We start from the raw sequence: 19,259 nt of genomic DNA on the forward strand, positions 1-19,259 counted from the left end.
CATGGCGGAAAAACCTTGCGCTTACGCATGATAAACGCCTCACAAAGCATGCCGTTTCTCTGAGAATAACGTTGAAATAATCCTTTAAATTCCTTATACTTCGCGCAAGCATTCAAACGTTGGTTGAAATGGCGCTCCCAAGTGGGGGCTTACACGTATGATGCAAAATGAAGAATTAAGTTAAAATAACAAAGCGGGAAATCTATGGCGCGAAAAAGGAAGACAGGATCAAATTCGAAATCTATCGAACAGTACGAACATAAAGACAAACAACGGCCCAACAACCCGCCCGTGGGTTTGGTGGATGCACGCACCGATAATGGCGGGCAAAAGAAGAAAAAATACCAATACGACCCCCACCTTGACCCGCAACTGCAATGGGCAGGCAAGGCTGAACATACCAGCTTTGAAGTGCCTACCGTAAGCCTGCATGTGCACGAACGCATTGACCCGAGGCGAATAATTGAAACCGTAAAAATGTCCCCCGCTGGCGGGGGTATAGGGGGTGGAGGGCGTGCAGGGGGTGGACGGCAACTGAGTTTATTTGAAGAACACAAGAAACCCCTGCGGGAAGCCATTGAATTTTACAAACACAAAGAAGACTGGAGCAATCGCCTCGTAGCGGGCGATAGCCTGCTCGTAATGAACTCACTCTTAGAAAAAGAAGGCATGGGCGGCAAGGTGCAGATGGTCTATTTCGACCCGCCTTACGGCATCAAATACGGCAGCAACTTCCAGCCCTTTGTGAACAAGCGTGATGTGAAAGACGGCAAGGACGAAGACCTGACTGCCGAACCAGAAATGATTAAGGCATTTCGTGATACCTGGGAATTGGGCATACACAGCTACCTCACCTATTTGCGTGACCGTTTGCTTTTAGCCCGCGAACTGCTGCACGAAAGCGGCAGTGTATTTTTGCAGATTGGGGATGAAAATCTTCATTTAGTTCGAAATCTTTTAGATGAGGTATTTGGAAAAGAAAATTTAGTTAGTCAAATAACTTTAAAAAAAGCTGGTACTGCTACTACAATCTATCTTAGTAACATTTCAGATTATTTGCTTTTTTACGCAAAGGACAAAAATAGGCTTAAATACAGACAACTATTTGAGGATAAGGAAGTAGGAATAGGCGAGTCAACCGGAGGCAGATATGACCAACTTGAGTCTCCTGATGGCAAAAAAAGAAGGCCTCTATCTACCGAAGAAAGGAAAAATCCCAATTTAATTCCAAAAGGGTGGAGGCCATATAAATTAAGCAATCCATGTTCAATGCATGATAATCCAAAGCACAGAGAAGAACCTTTAGTATTTGAAAACAAGCCATATTTTCCTCCTAAAGATAGACAGTGGTCAACAGATTTGGAAAGAATGCGAATACTTATAGAGAGAAATAGAATTGTTTCAACAGGAAGTAATCTTGCTTATGTAATGTATTTAGATGATTACCCTGTTATGCCAATAAATAATATTTGGACTGATGTATTGATGAGAAATGAAAAAACATATGTTGTTGAAACAAGTCCAAAATCTATAGAACGCTGTCTCCTTATGACCACAGACCCGGTGACCTTGTTTTGGACATCACCTGTGGTAGCGGTACAACAGCATTCGTGGCCGAAGATTGGGGTAGACGATGGATCACCTGTGATACCTCAAGGGTTGCCATCACCCTTGCCAAACAACGCTTAATGACGGCAAGTTTTGATTACTACGAACTGGCCCATCCGAATGAAGGCGTGGGAAGCGGCTTCAAATACAAGACCGTTCCGCATATTACCTTGAAAAGCATAGCCAACAACGAGCCACATGCACAGGAAACCTTATATGACCAGCCGTTTATTGATAGCAAACGATTACGGGTAACTGGACCCTTCACAGTTGAGGCAGTTCCTGCGCCGGTTGCAAAATCGTTCGAAGAATTCGAGTCCTCCCCCCACCCCCTCCAAAGGGGGACAAATCTTCCGCCAGCGGGGGATACCAATGTCCCCCTCACGGAGGGGGATTCAGGGGGAGGACTTGCTGCCGATACATCCATTGCCCGCAGCGGCGAAACCCTGCGCCAAAGCAATTGGCGTGACGAACTGCTTCGTGCAGGCGTAAGGGCCAAAGGTGGCAAGCTGATTGAATTTACAAGAGTAGAACCACTCAGCGGTACACGGTATTTACAGGCAGAGGCAGAAACGAAACTGTCCCCCTCTGGAGGGGGTGAGGGGGAGGAATTACCCTCTGGAGGGGGTAAGGGGGAGGAACCAAAACGGGTATTAGTCTGCTTTGGCCCCGAGCATGCACCATTGGAGCAACGCATGGTGGAACTGGCATTGGAAGAAGCCATGCACCTGAAACCCAAGCCACATATCGTCTTATTCTGTGCCTTTCAGTTTGACGAAGAAGCCGCAAAAGACATTGACGAAACAAACTGGCCCGGAGTTACCTTGCTCAAAGCCCAAATGAACGCCGATATGCTTACCGACGACCTAAAAAAGAAACGCAGCAGCAACGAAAGTTTCTGGCTCATCGGTCAGCCAGATGTGATACTCCGCAAAGTGTCCCCCTCTGTTGTAAACAAAAAGAAGGAACTGTCCCCCTCTGGAGGGGGCAAGGGGAAGGAACTCTACCAGGTCGAAGTTCATGGCTTCGATTACTACAACCCCAAAACCGGAACCGTTGAAAGCGGCGGCAAGGGCGACATTGCCATGTGGATGCTCGATACCGATTACGATGGGCGCAGTTTGTTCCCTTCGCAGGTATTCTTCCCTATGGCGGGAGACAAAGAAGGTTGGGCAACCTTAGCCAAAAACCTGAAGGCAGAGATTGATAAAGAAAAAATAGAAACGTTCAGAGGAACCGTATCTTTGCCTTTTACCCCAGGCAAGGCAGTGGCAGTAAAGATTATTGATGCAAGGGGAATTGAGAGTCTGAAGATTATGCGTCTATGATGTCCTTCGCTGACAGAGGTTTCATGAAGTGGCGGAAGTGGTATCACTCCGCAGGCGGTAAATGCCAATTTCCCTTATAGTGTGAGGACTTGTATGTCCCCCTCTGGAGGGGGATAAAGGGGGAGGATATGAAAACCGACGAAACCAACAATTACGCTTACAACAAAAAGCTGCAACCTTTTGCAAACAGATTACGCAAAGAAATGACGAAGGCTGAGGCATGTTTATGGAAATATGTATTAAGAGCAAGGCAAATGAAAGGGTATCAATTCAGAAGACAAAGACCCGTTTTAAGCTACATCGCTGATTTTATGTGCAAAGAATTGAAACTGGTAATCGAAGTGGATGGATCAACGCATCAATGGGAAGAAAAGGCTATAAAAGATTTGAAGAAGGAAAGAGATCTGATAGATGCAGGATTTAAGGTGTTACGGTTTAAAGACGAAGAAGTATTAAGGCACATTGAGGGCGTGAGAGAAAGCATTGCACTATTTGTTCAGGAAATAGAGCAATCCACCCCCTTACTCCCCCGCCAGCGGGGGACAGCCAGGCAAGAACCATGAAAAAGATTGACAAGCTCATTATCAATTCCCCTTACGAAGAACCACAGCAGTGCGGTAAGGTTGGGTTAATCACAACGGACCCAACACATATTTTTATTATGATGGAAAAGGGCGAATGGAATACAGAAGGGCTGGGGAGAGAGGGGTTAAGTCAGTATCATTTTTCTTATGAAACGAATAGACATAAAAGAATTTTTACGGAGCTTTACAGTTCGACCTAATGGTGCGCTGAATGTTTTCCTGGGTGCGGGTGCCTCTGTTCAAGCTGGCATTCCGACAGCAGGGATGCTGATTTGGCAATTCAAAAGGATGCTTTATTGCCAGGCCAATAATATCAAAGAAGAAAAATTCAAGGACTTAGAATCAGAGAGAAATCAAAACACCATTCAAAGCTACTTCGATCTTAAAGGAGGGTATCCAGAACGATATTCGCAAGAAGAATATTCAGCCTATTTTGAACATTGCTTTCCAAAATCGATAAATAGAAAATACTTTATGCAAAAAATAGTTGAAGGCCGTAACCCATCCATTGGACACAAGTGTCTTGGGGCATTGTTTGACTGCAAAAAAGTTAATCATATATGGACAACGAACTTTGACGAACTCATTGAGAATGGAATCAAATCCGTAAATAATGCTTCTTCATTTGAGGTCATATCAATTGACAATCAACGTCAACTTGCAAACTTGAACAACTATCCGAGAGTGGTCAAACTTCATGGTGACTATAGGTATGACAAACTTCAAAATACAGTAGATGAATTACAGACCTTAGAAAAAGACTTACACAAATATTTTGCGGACGTTCAAAGTAAAACAGGACTAATAGTTATCGGATACGGCGGGAATGATCAGTCGATTATGTCTGCTTTTGAGAAAACATTAGAAGCCGACAACCCTTTTCCTTTTGGGCTTTATTGGTGCGTCAGAACGGGACAAAAAACCAACAAAAAAGTAATTGAGTTTATAGAGAAAGTCCATCAAAAGAATAAAGAGAAGTTGGCCGCTTTTATTGAGATTGACAGCTTTGACGACTTTCTTTATGAGTTGTATAAAACGAACAACTTAGCAAATGATCACATCGAAAATATTGCAAAATCACGGTTTGAAAAAAGAAAAGCTTTCACGGCACCGCAGATTGGAACTTCGTTTACACCAATTAAACTCAATGCAATAAAGGCAAAGACTTACCCGAAAAGTATTTATAGCTTCAAAACTGACCTGAAAGGTGGCAAGGATGATTGGGACAAGCTTCGTGAGATAATCAAAGACCAGCCTGTTTCTGCCGCCTTAACAAATGAAAATACTGTAGCGTTTGCCAGTGTGAACGATATTAAAAAGTTGTTTTCACATACCTTAAAATCAGAAATCACAACCGTTGACATTGACGATAAATTAATTTACAGGCAGGAATCCTTCTATCTGGGGATGCTTTATGACTTGATCGAACATAATCTGCTTAAGAAATTCAAACTTGAAAAAGTTCCAAATAATCGGCTTAGAAAGTATTACTCCAAGAATTACAAACTAAATACTGAAGAACTTCAGAAGTCGAAAATAAAGACCAGTTTATCGGTTTACGAAGCATTTGAAATACAAATCGAATTTCACAATAAAGAACTTTTTTTGATTATACTTCCATCGATCCATATTGACGACAAGGCGGGGCTGAGCAGATTTGAGAAACAGGAGATTGCTAATAAGATAATTTCAAAAAGGTGGAATCGGATGGTCAATAACCAACTAAGATTTTGGCTTGGCCTTCTTAAAAACGACAACACAAATATCGAGTTTTCGATAGATTCCTTTAAAATTGATCTGGAAGAGAAATTTTCAGGAGTAGGAAGTTTTACGTCTTCATATTACATTTTCAAAGGTGCATTCATATCGAATGAACCTAAACTAAGCTTTCATATATCCGATAGCAATTATAAAACCGTTCATCCTCTAAAAGGTCTTAAAAACTTCGGCCCACTTGATTACTCATTTGAAAGTAAGCAAACCAATCAACAAGCAATTAAACTCGGTATTATCACTCCTATTTCAGGAATGCAAAGGATTTTAAAGCATCTAAATGAATTAAACAATGAAATACGTGCAGCTACTGAGAAGGAATATTTGACTGATTATTATCCCTTTTCAAATATCTACAAAAGATATCTCGACATTCCACAAAATAAAGACAGCAAATTTTTGGAACTTGTGAATGAGGCTGAAGTCAATAAATTAAATCATTTGGAGTTTTATGACTTTTTAAAAAGAAAGATAGATTACTTTTACACGATACGTGGTGAGTTTGATGTGCTGGTTCTTTACTTTCCAAAGGGCTGGACAAAATTCAGAGAACTCAAAAATGATAGTGTGTATTTTGATTTACATGATTCAATTAAATTATATTGCGCCAAAAAAAACATCAAGATCCAGTTTGTTGAGGACAAGTCCATTGACTACTTAGACCCAGCAAAAGTCAAATGGTGGCTATCCTTAGGACTATATGTAAAAGCTAATGGGCTGCCGTGGCGAAATGTGGTTGTAAATGAGTCTACTGCTTTTGTAGGACTTGATTTTGCCGTTCAGAGAATAAATAATTCCAATAAGTATGTTTTAGGCAGTAGCCAAATATTTGATTCAAGTGGCCAAGGATTAAGATTTTTGTTGCAGCCGATTGAACACCCCGTTTTTATTGGTAAAAATCCGTTCATGAGCAAAGAAGATGCAAGACGGATGATACTCAAGCTTAAAGAAGCTTATTTCAGGATTGACGGAAACTCAAAACTGGAAAAGTTGGTAGTCCATAAAGTCTTGCATTATACAAACGATGAAATGACAGGCATTTCAGAGGCATTGGAAGGGATTGAAAACATTGAATTGTTACAGATTCAGAAATATTCTAAATGGAGAGCAATACGAGGAGATATCGACAGATACACAGGAAAGGTAAAGACAGATCCTCACAACTTCCCGATACAAAGAGGAACTGTCATTCAGCTTGATGATTTTAGTTTCTTGCTTTGGACACATGGTTCTGTTCAAGAGGATGATGTTGCAGGTCGTCACATGAACTATTACCAAGGCAAAAGAGGTATCCCTGCACCGTTACTCATAAGGAGATTTAGGGGTACAGACCCAATAGAAATGACAGTTCGAGATATTCTATCTTTAACTAAAATGAATTGGAATGGTGGCGAACTTTACAAGACCCTTCCAGTAACACTTGATTTTTCAAAGAGACTTTCGAAGTATGCTAAACAGGCGGAAACGTTGCAAGCAATACCGTATGACTTTAGGTTCTTTATGTAATAAATACATGAGAAGTGGCTGAGGAAGTCCAGAGTGGACTTGTGGATGCCTGAAGATTTAAGCCGCTATTTCCGCAAGGAGGTAGTAGAGTCGGCAGAGGTGCAATATGTGCAGTAAAGCGGATATTGTGCGAATTAACAAGAGGATGTAGGATAATGGAGGTGATTATGAAGACAAGGACTGAATATGAAAAGATGATCATTAAGGAAGTTCGGGAAATGCCTGGCGAGGTGCTTCCACAGGTTGTGAAGATCATCCACTCGTTAAAGGAGGGTGTGCTTTCTGCGAAAGTACGCCACAAGAAGCGTGAAGCCAAAGGGAGCGGTCTCTGCGGCAGAGATAATTAAGGATATACGTTTGCGCAGTATTCGGCAGTAGAAAGGAGTCATGAAGTGACGGAGGCGGTATCCCCGCCGTCTGGGGACACCAAATGTCCCCCTCTGGAGGGGGATAAAGGGGGAGGAATATGAAAGCAGACGAAACCAACAATTACGCCTACAATAAAAAATTACAACCTTTCGCAAACAGATTACGTAAAGAAATGACAAAGGCTGAGGCTTGTTTGTGGAAATATGTATTAAGAGCAAGGCAAATGAAAGGGTATCAATTCAGAAGACAAAGACCCGTTTTGAACTACATCGCTGATTTTATGTGCAAAGAATTGAAACTGGTAATTGAAGTAGATGGATCAACGCATCAATGGGAAGAAACGGCTGTAAAAGATTTGAAGAAGAAAAAAGATCTGATAGAGGCAGGATTTAAGGTGTTACGGTTTACAGATGAAGAAGTATTAAGGCACATTGAAGGTGTTAGAGATAGCATTGTATTAACTATTCAGGAAATAGAAAAATCCACCCCCTTGATCCCCCGCCAGCGGGGGACAGACAAAGTACTCCCACGCCAGCGGGGAAATGTCGAGCAATAACCATGAAAAAAATTGACAAACTCATCATCAATTCCCCTTACGAAGAACCAAGGCAGTATTGGGAATACATACGTGATACACGGGAATTTATCTTACAGGAAGGTCGCAGACCTGCCGGGTATGTTGTGGCTTCAGAAAACTCAAAATCATTTGATGACCCCGGGACTTTTATTGAGATTGAGTTGGTAAACACCATTCGCCCACGAATAAAAAAATGGAGAGAACAAGGCTATCCGGGTATTACCGGCATTACCAAGAGATTACTGCAACACTGGCAAGACCCAGAAGAACGCAAAGACCGCAGGTTTTTCTTTTGCCAGTTAGAGGCCATTGAGACCTTGATTTGGCTTACCGAAGCTCCAGAGGCCGACCGCATAGGAATTGACATCCCAAGCGATGGTGGAGATTTTTCACGATGGTGCAGCAAAATGGCAACGGGTTCGGGCAAGACCATTGTTATGGGTATGCTTATCGCATGGCAAGTCTTGAATAAAGTAGCCAACAGTAGAGATACACGATTCTCCAAAAATATTCTGGTGGTTGCGCCTGGCTTGACGGTTCGTAACCGATTATTGGTGTTGAATCCCTTCGACAAAGAGAACTACTATGAAGAATTTAACATCGTTCCATCGGGTTTGATGGAATCACTTCGACAGGGGAAGGTAAAGATCATCAACTGGCACGCCCTCGCCTGGGACAGTGCAGAAAGACTGGCAAAGAAGAAGACCGTCGACAAACGGGGCGTAAAAAGTGATGAGGCTTATGTGCGTGAAGTGTTGGGCGATATGGCAAATGCAACAAATCTTGTCGTTATCAACGATGAAGCCCATCATGCCTGGCGTATTCCGGCGGAGAGTAAAATAAAAGGCGTAAAGAAGGAAGACATTGAAGAAAGCACCGTTTGGATCGGCGGACTGGACAGGATTCACAGGGCAAGGGGAATCATTCAATGTTTTGACTTATCGGCCACGCCATTTGCCCCATCAGGCAAAAAAGCAACTGAAGAGGCATTGTTTCCATGGATTGTCAGCGATTTCGGGTTGAATGATGCGATTGAGTCAGGATTGGTAAAAACGCCGAGGGTTGTAATCCGTGATGATGTCAATGTAGATGCTAACCTACGTTCACGGCTGTATCATATTTACATGGATGCCACTGTGAAAGATGACATCAACCGCAAGGCAGAAGAAGGCGAACCACTTCCTGACCTCATCAAAAATGCCTATCTGCTTTTAGGTAAGGACTGGAAGGCCGCTAAAGACGATTGGGAAAAGATGGGATATAAAATTCCGCCCGTGATGATAACCGTAGCAAACACCACATACACATCAGCCCGCATCAAATATGCCTTTGACCACGATGCATTTTTACTATCCGTTGCCGGATTGGGTGATTTATGCGATCAGGAGAAAACATTGCAGATTGACAGCAGGATTCTTGATAAAGCAGAGGCCGAAACAGAGGAAGTAGATATTGAAGCTGAAGAATCAGAAGAAAATGATGATAATCAAACCAAAGAAAAGAAGCCGACCAAAAAACAACAGGCGGAATTATTAAGAAGGACTGTTGATACCGTTGGCAAGATTGGAGAACCTGGTGAACAAAAGCAAAATGTGATTTCCGTAGGTATGCTCAGCGAAGGTTGGGATGCTAAAACAGTTACTCACATTATGGGCTTACGGGCATTTAGCAGCCAGTTATTGTGTGAGCAGGTCGTTGGCCGTGGTCTTAGAAGAACAAGCTATGATGTGAAATCACAAATAGACCCTGTTACAGGTGAAAAAATTGAATTATTTGAACCTGAATATGTAAATATCTTTGGCGTTCCGTTTACATTCCTGCCTCACGAAGGCGGAAGTGATGGCCCACCGCCCCCACCACCTCCACCCAAAACCAGGATAGAGCCAGTTAAAGAAAAAGCGGAACACAAAATTTCATTTCCTAACATTCTGAGGATCGACCATATTTACAAGCCACAACTATCCATAAACCTGGAAAGAGTCAAACCGCTTGAACTTGACCCATTTGAATCAATAACAGAAGCAGAACTGGCCGCCATCATAGCAGGCAAACCAAATCCTGCGGCTCTTACTGAAATTGATTTAAAAGAAATCGGCGAAAAACTTCGTTTACAGTCTATTATTTTTAGAATTGCTTCCACGATTTACAACACCGAAAAGAAACCAGACTGGAAAGGAAGCAAGGAAACATTTCTCATACAGCTTATTGGTATCATTGAACAATTCATCTGCTCTGATAAAATTCAGATAAAAAATCCATTGTTCAATCAGGATGAAGTAAGAAAGAGAATCCTGATTATGCTGAATATGAACAAAGTCATCCAGCATATCTGGAATGAAATACGGGCAGAGAATACGACACAACTCACCCCGATATTTGACAAGGAACATCCCATACGTTCGACTGCTGATGTGCGCACATGGTGGACAAGCAAGCCATGTGAGGACTTCAAAAAAACACATATCAACTTTACTGTTGTTGACAGCAAAATGGAATTCCTTGAGGCAAGAACCATTAACGATTGCGAGTTTGTAGAATCATTCGTGAAGAACGACCATTTAGGGTTCGTTATTCTGTACAACTACCAGGGAGTTATCAGAAGATATTTTCCAGACTTTATTATCAAATTGAAAGGTGGAGAACATCTCATTCTTGAAGCCAAGGGACAGGATAGTGAACAGAATAAAACCAAGAGGGCATTTTTAGATGAGTGGTGCAGGGCAGTGAACCATCATGGTGGTTTTGGCAAATGGATTGGGGCAGTATCATTTGACCCAAATGACCTTAATAAGATCATGGAAGATGCTGCAAGTAAATGAACAAAGGCGAAATGGACAAGGTATTAGCACAGCATGTTATAAAATATGCAAAAATCCTCTTTTTAGAAAGGATAGTCATGAGGCCATAAAATAGATCTTCGAGTTAAATAATCATCATGCAGTCGCCGTAACTAAAAAAACGGTAGCCTTTATTTTTGGCTATTTCGTAAACATTCATGATATTTTCCCTTCCCGCAAAGGCGGAGACCAGCATCAGTAGCGTGGTCTTGGGAAGGTGAAAATTCGTAAGCAGGACATCGACATATTGAAAATTGTAAGGAGGATAGATAAATAAATTTGTCCAACCGGAGAATTGCGTCGTTTTATCACTCATGGCAATTGTCTCCAGAACACGGCAGGAAGTGCTTCCAACGGCGACCACGCGTCGATTTTGTTTTCTGGTCTTTTGTATTTTTTGAATAATGTCTCGCGGGCATTCGTAAAATTCTTTATACATGCGGTGGTCCCGAATATCGTCTGTTTTGATAGGTAAGAATGTACCCATTCCGACATGGAGGGTAACAAATCCTATTTCTACCCCGCTCTGCTTTATCTTCTCAAGGATGTTTTGACTAAAGTGCAAACCTGCTGTAGGGGCGGCAATCGCTCCTTCTTTTTGGGCAAACACAGTCTGATATCGTTCTCTGTCTGAATCTGGCAAGGAAGAATCTTCATGCTTATTGCGTTTTATATAGGGCGGTAAAGGCATTTTCCCGGTTTGATCCAGGAGCTTTTTTACATCATATTTTTTGTTAAATTCGATGAGCCACGAACCGTCTTCGGCTTTACCGAGCAGCTTCGCGGAGAGTAGGTTGTTCTTGCTATAAATTTCCTCCCCTATTCTCAATTTGGCATTTGATTTAATGAGCGCCTTCCATCGGTTTTCCCCTATCTCTTCGGTGAGCAACAATTCAAGAAATGCGCCAGTGATTCTTTTCCCTGGAACCAGTGCAGGTATCACCTTTGTATTGTTCAGGACTAATAAATCTCCGGGATAGAGATATTCGGTAATTTCATGAAATTTACGATGCTCAATCTTGCCGGTATTCCGATGCAATATCAACATCCTTGCATCTTCTCGGTTTTCTAATGGTTGCTGAGCGATTAATTCCCTTGGGAGATGGTAGTTGTAGTCAGATAATTTGGTAGAAATTTTAACGGGTTTAGATACGGTAACATTCATTCGTTTATCCAAAATATCATACCATGTTTAAAAAGTATAATCAAGTTGTATAAATGGTATAAATTGAAAAATATCACTCCAAAATATTTACCTATTTTAGTGATAAGTATCACGGTGACTACAGCACTATATATAGTATTCTTTCTGGTCGAAGTTACAACAGTTTGGATATTAAGGAGACATCATTCATTTACGGTAAAAAGGGCAATAAAAATATTTCTTGACAATTTAATAAAAAAGTTTATTGTCATAGCCGTTAGTGGTATCGAGTGGTGAAAAGTGGGGAGCCAAAATGTTCACCGGTGAGTACCATCATACGATTGATGACAAGAATAGACTGGCCATACCAGCCCCTCTTCGTGATTGCATTGATATGGAGAAGGAAGGAAAGGGGTTTTTCATAACTCGAGGACTCGATACATGCCTGTTCATGTACACACCCAAGGTATGGCAGAGTGTCGTTTTTAGGATTGAACAACTCTCTTTTACGAATAAAAAGGCGCGTCAGTTCCAGCGCCTTTTCTTTTCTAAAGCACAGAAAATTCCCGATTGTGATCAACAAGGGCGTATACTGATCCCACAGTATTTAAAGGATATTGCCAAGATCCAAAAGAATGTGGTGATTGTAGGAGTAAGTAGCCGTATTGAGATTTGGGATGAAAAGGCCTGGAAAGATTTTGAGTCTGAACATAACAAGGGATTCGAAGAGATTGCAGAAGATCTGTTCCAATTGGGTTTTCCTTCCACTGAGATAGGGCAAATACAGCCTCCACCATTATAAAGAGATAGACGAAATGGATACCAGAACACATAACCTTCTTCACGAACCGGTGATGGTTGAAGAAGTATTAGATTATTTATGTCCGCAACCGGGACAAATCATTTTAGACGGTACTGTGGGAAACGGCGGACATGCAAGCAGAATTATGAACAAAATAAGCCCGGGTGGCTTGTTAATTGGCATGGATAAGGACAGGGAAATTTTGCAGATAGCAAAACAATATTTATCGGAAAGAGAATGTCCCTTTAAACTCTACCATGCGGATTATTCCGATGTCGACGAAGTGTTGAGACAGGCAGGGGTTGATATGGTTCATGGTGTGTTACTTGATTTGGGAGCATCTTCTTTGCAGTTTGATCAGGCGGAGCGGGGGTTTAGTTTCTCAAAAGAGGGTCCGCTGGATATGAGAATGGACCGGTCGCGGGCTGGTACTGCTCAAGATTTAATCCAGAGGCTTTCTGAAAAGAAATTGGAAGAATTGTTGAGAAGATATGGGGAAGAGAGGTGGTCAAGAAGGATTGCCAGGGCTATACGAAAAGAAGCAGAGGAGGCTGGTATTACTTCGACGAAACAGTTAGCTGCTGTGATTGAACGCGTTGTTCCGAGAGGGAAAAGCAAAATTCATCCTGCAACAAGGGTGTTCCAGGCGCTGAGGATTGCTGTAAATAAGGAGATGGAAGTTTTGGAGGTTTTTTTGGATAAGATTCATCATTACATGATAATGGGTGCTCGTATTGTAATTATAAGTTTTCATTCTCTTGAGGACAGGATTGTAAAGAATACATTTGTAGAAAGGGCGAACCAGAAGATATTCAAGATACTCACGAAGAAGCCTGTAACGCCGGGTGTGGTTGAGATAGAAAGAAATGTCCGGTGTAGGAGCGCAAAACTAAGATCAGCAGAAAGGATTTAATATGGGTGTGCCGAGAATATTGGTAATGTTTTTCATTGCAATTGCAATGGCCGTGTTTGTGGTGTGGGAAAGAAATAAAATTATAGAAATAGGGTACCAGGTGGCTAAGCTGCAAAGGAATTGTGATGAGTTATCAGAAGCGAATAGAAAACTGAACTATTATGTCGGCCGGTTAAAAACGCCTGAAAATATTGTCTATAAGGTACAGTCATTAAAGCTACCACTTATTCTTCAGGAAGATTCACCGGGAACAATGGTGGCTGGTTACATGAAACTGAAAGAGAATGCGGTGAAGGCGAACCAGAATAAGGATTTATATACCCAAAAGGGGCCGTCATTAAATTGTTGTTCGCTGCATTACTAAAATTTCTAAGAATTCGGGCAGTTAAAAACCGTTTCCTGCTGATGACAATTAGTGAAGAAGTAGGCCCTTAACTGCAATATGAAAGGTTGCTTTGCATGCGTTTAAAGCAATTGTTTTTTACTATTTTGGTAAGCCCTCCTCCCGGATGCTTTCGGGGCAAAGATGTTTTTTGTCTCGAAAGCGTCCGTAAAAATTTGATTGAATGATTACAGGAGTTTCATAAATAATTCTAGGGAATTGTCAACGTGATGCCTTTAAAAAAACACAAATTTTGGGCGAATATAACGGGAATTCTTCTCATTGGGATTTTTATTGCGCTAGCCGTTCATCTGGGGCGTATTCAGCTTGTTGAGCATGATAAATATCTTAAACTTGCGAAAGTTCAACAATGTAAAAAGATCGAATTACCCGCAAGAAGGGGTTCCATCTTAGACAGGAATGGAATCAAGCTTGCCGAGTCTCTGCAAGTCGGTTCTGTTTATGCAGACCCTGCTGAAATTGAAGATGCCTCTTCTGTGGCATATCATTTGAGCAATGTCCTGAAACTGAATGCATCAAAGATAGTCAAGCTATTGGGTAAAGACAAGCGGTTTGTTTGGATTAAACGGAAGGTTGGCGATGAAGAACTCGGTGCGGTTGCAAAATTATCTTTAAAAGGGGTTTACATAAAACACGAGTATCACCGTTTTTATCCCAATGAACAGTTAGGCAGTCATATTCTTGGATTTACCAACATTGACGAGAGGGGACTCGAGGGGATCGAGCGGTCATTTGATAATGTATTGTCCGGGAAACCAGGACATAAATTGATTGTTCGGGATGCATTGCAACGTCAGATTATAACGCCGGATGCAGAAGTGCAATTGCCTCGGCATGGGAATGATGTCGTATTGACGATTGATGCTAAAATTCAGCGTATTACTGAGGAAGAATTGGAAATTGCCTGGAAAAAATGGAAACCCTCCTCCGCAACGGCGATTGTTATGGATCCAATGACAGGTGAAATATTGGCCATGGCCAACTATCCTACGTTTGATCCGAACCATTTCAAAAAATATTCTCCCGATGCCAGAAGAAATCTGGCTATTACTGATTGTTATGAGCCAGGTTCATTAATGAAACCCCTTGTGATTTCAGGTGTGTTTGAGCAGGGTATTGCAAGGCCTGATGATGTATTTTTTTGCGAAAATGGGAGTGGCAAAGTGGAAGGAAGAATGCTGCGTGACACCCATAAGTATGGTAATCTTACTGCTTCTGAAATTATTGCTTATTCAAGTAACATAGGAATGGCAAAGATCGGTACGCTTATGGGGAATGAAAAAATGCACCGATATCTTCAGCAATTCAATTTTGGAGAGAGAACAGGAATAGAGCTGCCAGGGGAAATTGGCGGCATCTTTCGTCCTCTGAAACAGTGGACAAGAAAATATTCCCTGGTATCTATTTCCATGGGACATGAAATAGCAGTTACCCCTCTTCAGTTTATTACGGCTTTTTGTAGTATTCCCAATGGTGGGCAGTTACTCAGACCAAAAATTGTAAAATCAACAATAAAGAACGACAATCAAACAAAAGAAGAACTTCAGTATCCGCAACCAGTGAGACGTGTAATGAGTGCAAACGTCGCACGGAATATCATGAATCCTATACTGATGAAGGTTATAACGGAAGGCACAGGGAAAAATGCAAACCTGTTGGAATACGATGTTGCTGGAAAAACGGGTACATCACAGAAGATTCATGGCGAAGGGGGACGATATTCCCATGAAAAATATGTGGGTTCTTTTATTGCCTATGCTCCTGCTGAGCGTCCCCGTATGTGTGTGTTAGTTATGATTAATGAACCTCGGAATGGTGAATATTATGGTGGCATTGTAGCAGCCCCCGTTGTAGGAGAAATCATGAGACGATCTCTTGTTTATCTTGGTGTGGAACCCTCGGGATTCAAAATGGCAATGCAATAGTTGTGTTTATAGCATCACTCTGTAAAAACTTCTTTTTTAGTAAGTTTTCTAGTGACTATTCCATTTGTTCGCTTAAGTAGGCAGTATGCAATAGGCAGTAGGCAATAAAATTTATCATTTTTTGCTTACTGCCAACTGCTTACTGCCTGTTGCATCTTTTTGGTGCAGCTATGCTGTGCCAGATATCTTCTCTTGGAAGGAGGTGATACGCGATTTTGATGGCTTGAAAAGACAAGAGATTGTGTGATAAAGTATTTTTATGTCCTGCTATGACATGCGAAGAGTTGAGGAGGGAAAGATGACACAAAAAGAGATTGAAAAACAAAATTTTATCCTCTGGTACAGTTTGTATGCTACCGAAAAAGAGATTGAGATTGCCCGCACTCGTAATCGGGAAATCCTGGACAGACTTTTAAAGGAATATGCCCAGGAAGTAGATAAAGTTAACAGGACGAGGCATTTATACGAACGGATTGTTCAATCAAAAGGGAAGAAAACTCAGGGCTTTGATGCAACATTGAAGATAAACTGTTTTTCACGTTAGAGGAACAACGGAATTTTACAGAAAGCAAAGCAGCAGTCTATGAAATTGAGTGAACTTTGTTCTTGTTTGAAAGATCACCAATCCTGTGATTTTGTGGAAAAGGAAGTGTGTGGAATAACACATGATTCGCGTAAAGTAAAGGGGGGTTATGTGTTTGTTGCCATCAAAGGTCATACGGTGGACGGACATGATTTTATTGCCGGCGCAATAGAGAAAGGAGCTATCGCCCTTGTTGTAGGAAAAAAGATCGATATAGCTTTACGAATACCCCAGTTCATTGTATCGAATACACGCTATGCCCTTGCGTCATTGAGTTGCCGTTTTTATGGTGAACCTTCTTCCCAAATGACAGTGGTCGGTATTACAGGAACAAACGGTAAAACAACCACTTCGTATCTCACGAAATCAATCATTGAGGCCTCCGGCAATAAGGCGGGACTGATTGGCACAATTCAATACGAGACAGGGAAAAGGGTCTTACCGGCACAGGAAACAACTCCTGAGTCGGTTGAAATACAGAGTTATCTCTCTGAAATGCTTAAATCCGGTATAAAATACGCAATAGTAGAAGCATCCTCTCACGCCCTCTCTCAGAACCGGTTGGATGAGATTCGTTTTAGTTCTGCGATCTTCACGAATTTATCCATTGAGCATCTCGATTATCATGTAAATATAAGGAATTATAGAACGGAAAAACTGAAATTAGTAAAAGGATTAGGTACACAGGCATTTGCCATCCTGAATGCCGATCACAATGCGAGTAAGCACTTTGCTGAGTGTACAAAATCACAAGTAGTTTGGTATGGTATAAAGAAAGAGAAGGCGGATGTGACCGCTGAAATAATAGATATGAGTGCAGATGTAACAAGATTTTTACTTAATTCTCCCTGGGGAAAAATACTTATTAACGCAAAATTGGTAGGTAAACATAATATTTATAATGCATTGGCAGCTGCTGCCAATGCATTGGCACTGGGTTTTAAAATTGACACGATAAAAACGGGTATTGAATCTTTAGGCGTAGTACCCGGCCGTCTGGAAAAAGTTGATTGTGGACAGGATTTTCATGTCTATATTGACTTTGCACACACACATCAGGCGTTGCAGGTTGTTCTGAGCACCCTGCGGGAGATAACGACAGGACGTATTATACTGGTCTTTGGATGTGGTGGAAACAGAGACAGAAAAAAAAGACCCAAGATGGGACATATTGCAGAAAAATACGCAGATCTTTCCTGGATAACAAGTGATAATCCTCGTTCCGAAGACCCTTATAGTATTATATCTGAAATTCAAAAAGGCGTAAGGAAGCAAGGTTGTTTTCGGGTGCAGGCTGATAGGAAGATTGCCATTGAAGAGGCCGTTTCGGAAGCAAAAAGGGGTGATGTTGTAATTATTGCGGGAAAGGGTCACGAACAATATCAGATATCAAAAGATGCCATACTTCCCTTTGACGATCGTGAGATTGTAAGGCAAATCTTATGTGGCAATATGGTATCGCATATGTAAATGGGTAAAACAACAGAATGGAAGTTTTATCTCTTGATGAAGTGGTAAATGCTGTCTGCGGGCATAGAGTATATTTCGATAAAAATATAAAGGTAAAAGGTATATCCACAGACAGCCGAAATATCCGGAAAGGCGATTTGTTTTTTGCGCTCAAAGGAGAGCGGTTTGATGGTCATCAGTTTGTCACGCAGGCAATGAATGCCGGAGCAGTGGGCGCAGTTATTTCAACTGAAATGAAACCGGATTATGGATATAAGAACTTTTCAACAATTCGGGTAAAGGACGCTGTAACGTCTTTAGGTGACCTGGCAAAGTATTATCGTCAAAAATTGAAAACGAAAATTATCGGTATTACGGGGAGTAATGGCAAGACCACGACGAAAGAGATGACGCATCACTTATTGTCTCGTTTTGGTCCGGCAGTAAAATCACAAAAAAGTTTTAATAATTTTATTGGCGTGCCGGTAACTATATTTGAAATAGAAAACAGGCATCAATATGGCGTGCTTGAAATGGGTACAAATGCCCCCGGTGAAATTCGACGTTTATCTGAAATTGGCGCCCCTGATGTTGCAGTAATTGTTAATGTTTCAAAAACGCATCTTGAAGGTCTTGGAAGTATCGAAGGTGTTGCGTTGGCAAAAGGGGAAATAGTAAAAAATCTCGGTAAAGGCGGGGTCTTTGTGTATAACGCCGATGATCCGTGGTGTAGTAAGATTGCCAGCGGATTTGGGGGAGATACGGTAAGTTTTGGTTTTAGCCCTCATGCATCAGTACGATGCACCGACATAAAGAAAAAAGACAGGGGTTATATTTTCGTAATTAATGGAAGCCTTGAAATTTGCTTTCCAATTCCGGGGTATCACAATATTCATAACTGTTTAGCATCATTTGCGGTGTGCCATGCACTGGGTTATAGCATTTACGATCTAAAGGATGTCTTTTCTTCTTTCTTACTGCCCCAAATGAGGATTGAACAACAACGCATCGGGAATATTACAGTCATTAACGATGCATATAATGCAAATCCTGCGTCTGTGCGCGCGGCTCTGGAATATCTCAATGAAATTGACGCAACGGGAAGAAAGGTGTTTATTTGTGGAGACATGCTGGAGTTAGGAAATGAGTCTTTTCTATTACACAGTGAAATTGGGGAAACAGTGGCTCATTACAATATTGATTTGTTATGGACGGTAGGAGAACGCGCATCCGAAATTGCAAAGGCCGCAAAATTGTCCGGTATGCCTGAAAACCAGGTTGTCAGTTTCAAGGATGTCTCGGACATTACAGTATCCAAAATACATGAACTGAGAGAAAACGATATGGTATTAATCAAAGGTTCCAGAGGTATGCATATGGAAAATATTATTGAGAAGTTCAGGAAATTTTCATAAAGCGTTTGTAAATCCATAGCTGTTTTGAATGGGGAAATAATAT

At 41.5% G+C, this 19,259-nt stretch carries 14 protein-coding genes and 1 pseudogene; 14 read left to right on the plus strand and 1 reads right to left on the minus strand.

Annotated elements, in window-relative coordinates; genetic code table 11:
• Positions 1–204: 204 nt before the first annotated feature.
• The 7 genes and pseudogenes from BROSI_RS20880 to BROSI_RS16600 all read left to right on the plus strand — a co-directional run bounded on the left by BROSI_RS20880 (position 205) and on the right by BROSI_RS16600 (position 10,564).
• Positions 205–2,936, plus strand: a pseudogene (locus BROSI_RS20880) (site-specific DNA-methyltransferase).
• Positions 2,937–3,064: 128 nt separating this feature from the next.
• The gene (locus tag BROSI_RS16575) at positions 3,065–3,499 is read left to right on the plus strand and encodes an endonuclease domain-containing protein (protein ID WP_082059274.1); all 435 of its coding nucleotides are present in this window, start codon (positions 3,065–3,067) and stop codon (positions 3,497–3,499) included.
• On the plus strand, positions 3,496–3,720 hold the full coding sequence (locus BROSI_RS16580) for a hypothetical protein (RefSeq protein ID WP_052564895.1): 225 nt from the start codon (positions 3,496–3,498) through the stop codon (positions 3,718–3,720). Before BROSI_RS16575 ends, BROSI_RS16580 begins: the two co-directional genes overlap by 4 nt.
• On the plus strand, positions 3,668–6,799 hold the full coding sequence (locus tag BROSI_RS16585; protein ID WP_052564896.1) for an SIR2 family protein: 3,132 nt from the start codon (positions 3,668–3,670) through the stop codon (positions 6,797–6,799). The genes BROSI_RS16580 and BROSI_RS16585 overlap by 53 nt, the downstream gene beginning before the upstream one ends.
• Before the next feature lie 167 nt (positions 6,800–6,966).
• Positions 6,967–7,146, plus strand: coding sequence for a hypothetical protein (locus BROSI_RS16590; protein ID WP_157842587.1), 180 nt, complete (start codon positions 6,967–6,969; stop codon positions 7,144–7,146).
• Between the two features lie 119 nt (positions 7,147–7,265).
• Positions 7,266–7,724, plus strand: a complete 459-nt coding sequence (locus BROSI_RS16595) for an endonuclease domain-containing protein (protein WP_082059275.1) — start codon at positions 7,266–7,268, stop codon at positions 7,722–7,724.
• Between the two features lie 2 nt (positions 7,725–7,726).
• Positions 7,727–10,564: a BPTD_3080 family restriction endonuclease gene (locus BROSI_RS16600; protein WP_052564898.1), complete on the plus strand. Its 2,838-nt coding sequence runs from the start codon at positions 7,727–7,729 to the stop codon at positions 10,562–10,564.
• Between the two features lie 103 nt (positions 10,565–10,667).
• On the opposite strand, the gene queA is transcribed toward BROSI_RS16600, so the two are convergent.
• The gene (gene queA / locus BROSI_RS16605; protein ID WP_052564899.1) at positions 10,668–11,747 is read right to left on the minus strand and encodes a tRNA preQ1(34) S-adenosylmethionine ribosyltransferase-isomerase QueA; all 1,080 of its coding nucleotides are present in this window, start codon (positions 11,745–11,747) and stop codon (positions 10,668–10,670) included.
• A 292-nt stretch (positions 11,748–12,039) separates the two neighbouring features.
• Here queA and mraZ point away from each other — a divergent pair, with 292 nt between their 5' ends.
• The 7 genes from mraZ (at position 12,040) to BROSI_RS16640 (ending at position 19,216) form a co-directional block, all read left to right on the plus strand.
• Positions 12,040–12,528 (plus strand): division/cell wall cluster transcriptional repressor MraZ, encoded by a 489-nt coding sequence (gene mraZ / locus BROSI_RS16610; RefSeq protein WP_052564900.1) that lies wholly within the window; start codon positions 12,040–12,042, stop codon positions 12,526–12,528.
• A 13-nt stretch (positions 12,529–12,541) separates the two neighbouring features.
• The gene (gene rsmH, locus BROSI_RS16615) at positions 12,542–13,441 is read left to right on the plus strand and encodes a 16S rRNA (cytosine(1402)-N(4))-methyltransferase RsmH (protein WP_052564901.1); all 900 of its coding nucleotides are present in this window, start codon (positions 12,542–12,544) and stop codon (positions 13,439–13,441) included.
• Position 13,442: 1 nt separating this feature from the next.
• Positions 13,443–13,805, plus strand: a complete 363-nt coding sequence (locus BROSI_RS16620; RefSeq protein ID WP_052564902.1) for a hypothetical protein — start codon at positions 13,443–13,445, stop codon at positions 13,803–13,805.
• A 248-nt stretch (positions 13,806–14,053) separates the two neighbouring features.
• Complete coding sequence (locus BROSI_RS16625; RefSeq protein ID WP_052564903.1) at positions 14,054–15,769, plus strand: peptidoglycan D,D-transpeptidase FtsI family protein; 1,716 nt, start codon at positions 14,054–14,056, stop codon at positions 15,767–15,769.
• A gap of 298 nt (positions 15,770–16,067) precedes the next feature.
• Complete coding sequence (locus BROSI_RS16630; protein WP_052564904.1) at positions 16,068–16,313, plus strand: hypothetical protein; 246 nt, start codon at positions 16,068–16,070, stop codon at positions 16,311–16,313.
• A gap of 39 nt (positions 16,314–16,352) precedes the next feature.
• A complete protein-coding gene (locus tag BROSI_RS16635; protein ID WP_052564905.1) occupies positions 16,353–17,822 on the plus strand; it encodes a UDP-N-acetylmuramoyl-L-alanyl-D-glutamate--2,6-diaminopimelate ligase in 1,470 nt (489 codons plus the stop codon).
• Between the two features lie 17 nt (positions 17,823–17,839).
• Positions 17,840–19,216, plus strand: coding sequence for a UDP-N-acetylmuramoyl-tripeptide--D-alanyl-D-alanine ligase (locus tag BROSI_RS16640; RefSeq protein WP_052564906.1), 1,377 nt, complete (start codon positions 17,840–17,842; stop codon positions 19,214–19,216).
• Positions 19,217–19,259: the final 43 nt, after the last annotated feature.

It is taken from the genome of Candidatus Brocadia sinica JPN1 (assembly GCF_000949635.1).
Lineage (GTDB): Bacteria > Planctomycetota > Brocadiia > Brocadiales > Brocadiaceae > Brocadia > Brocadia sinica.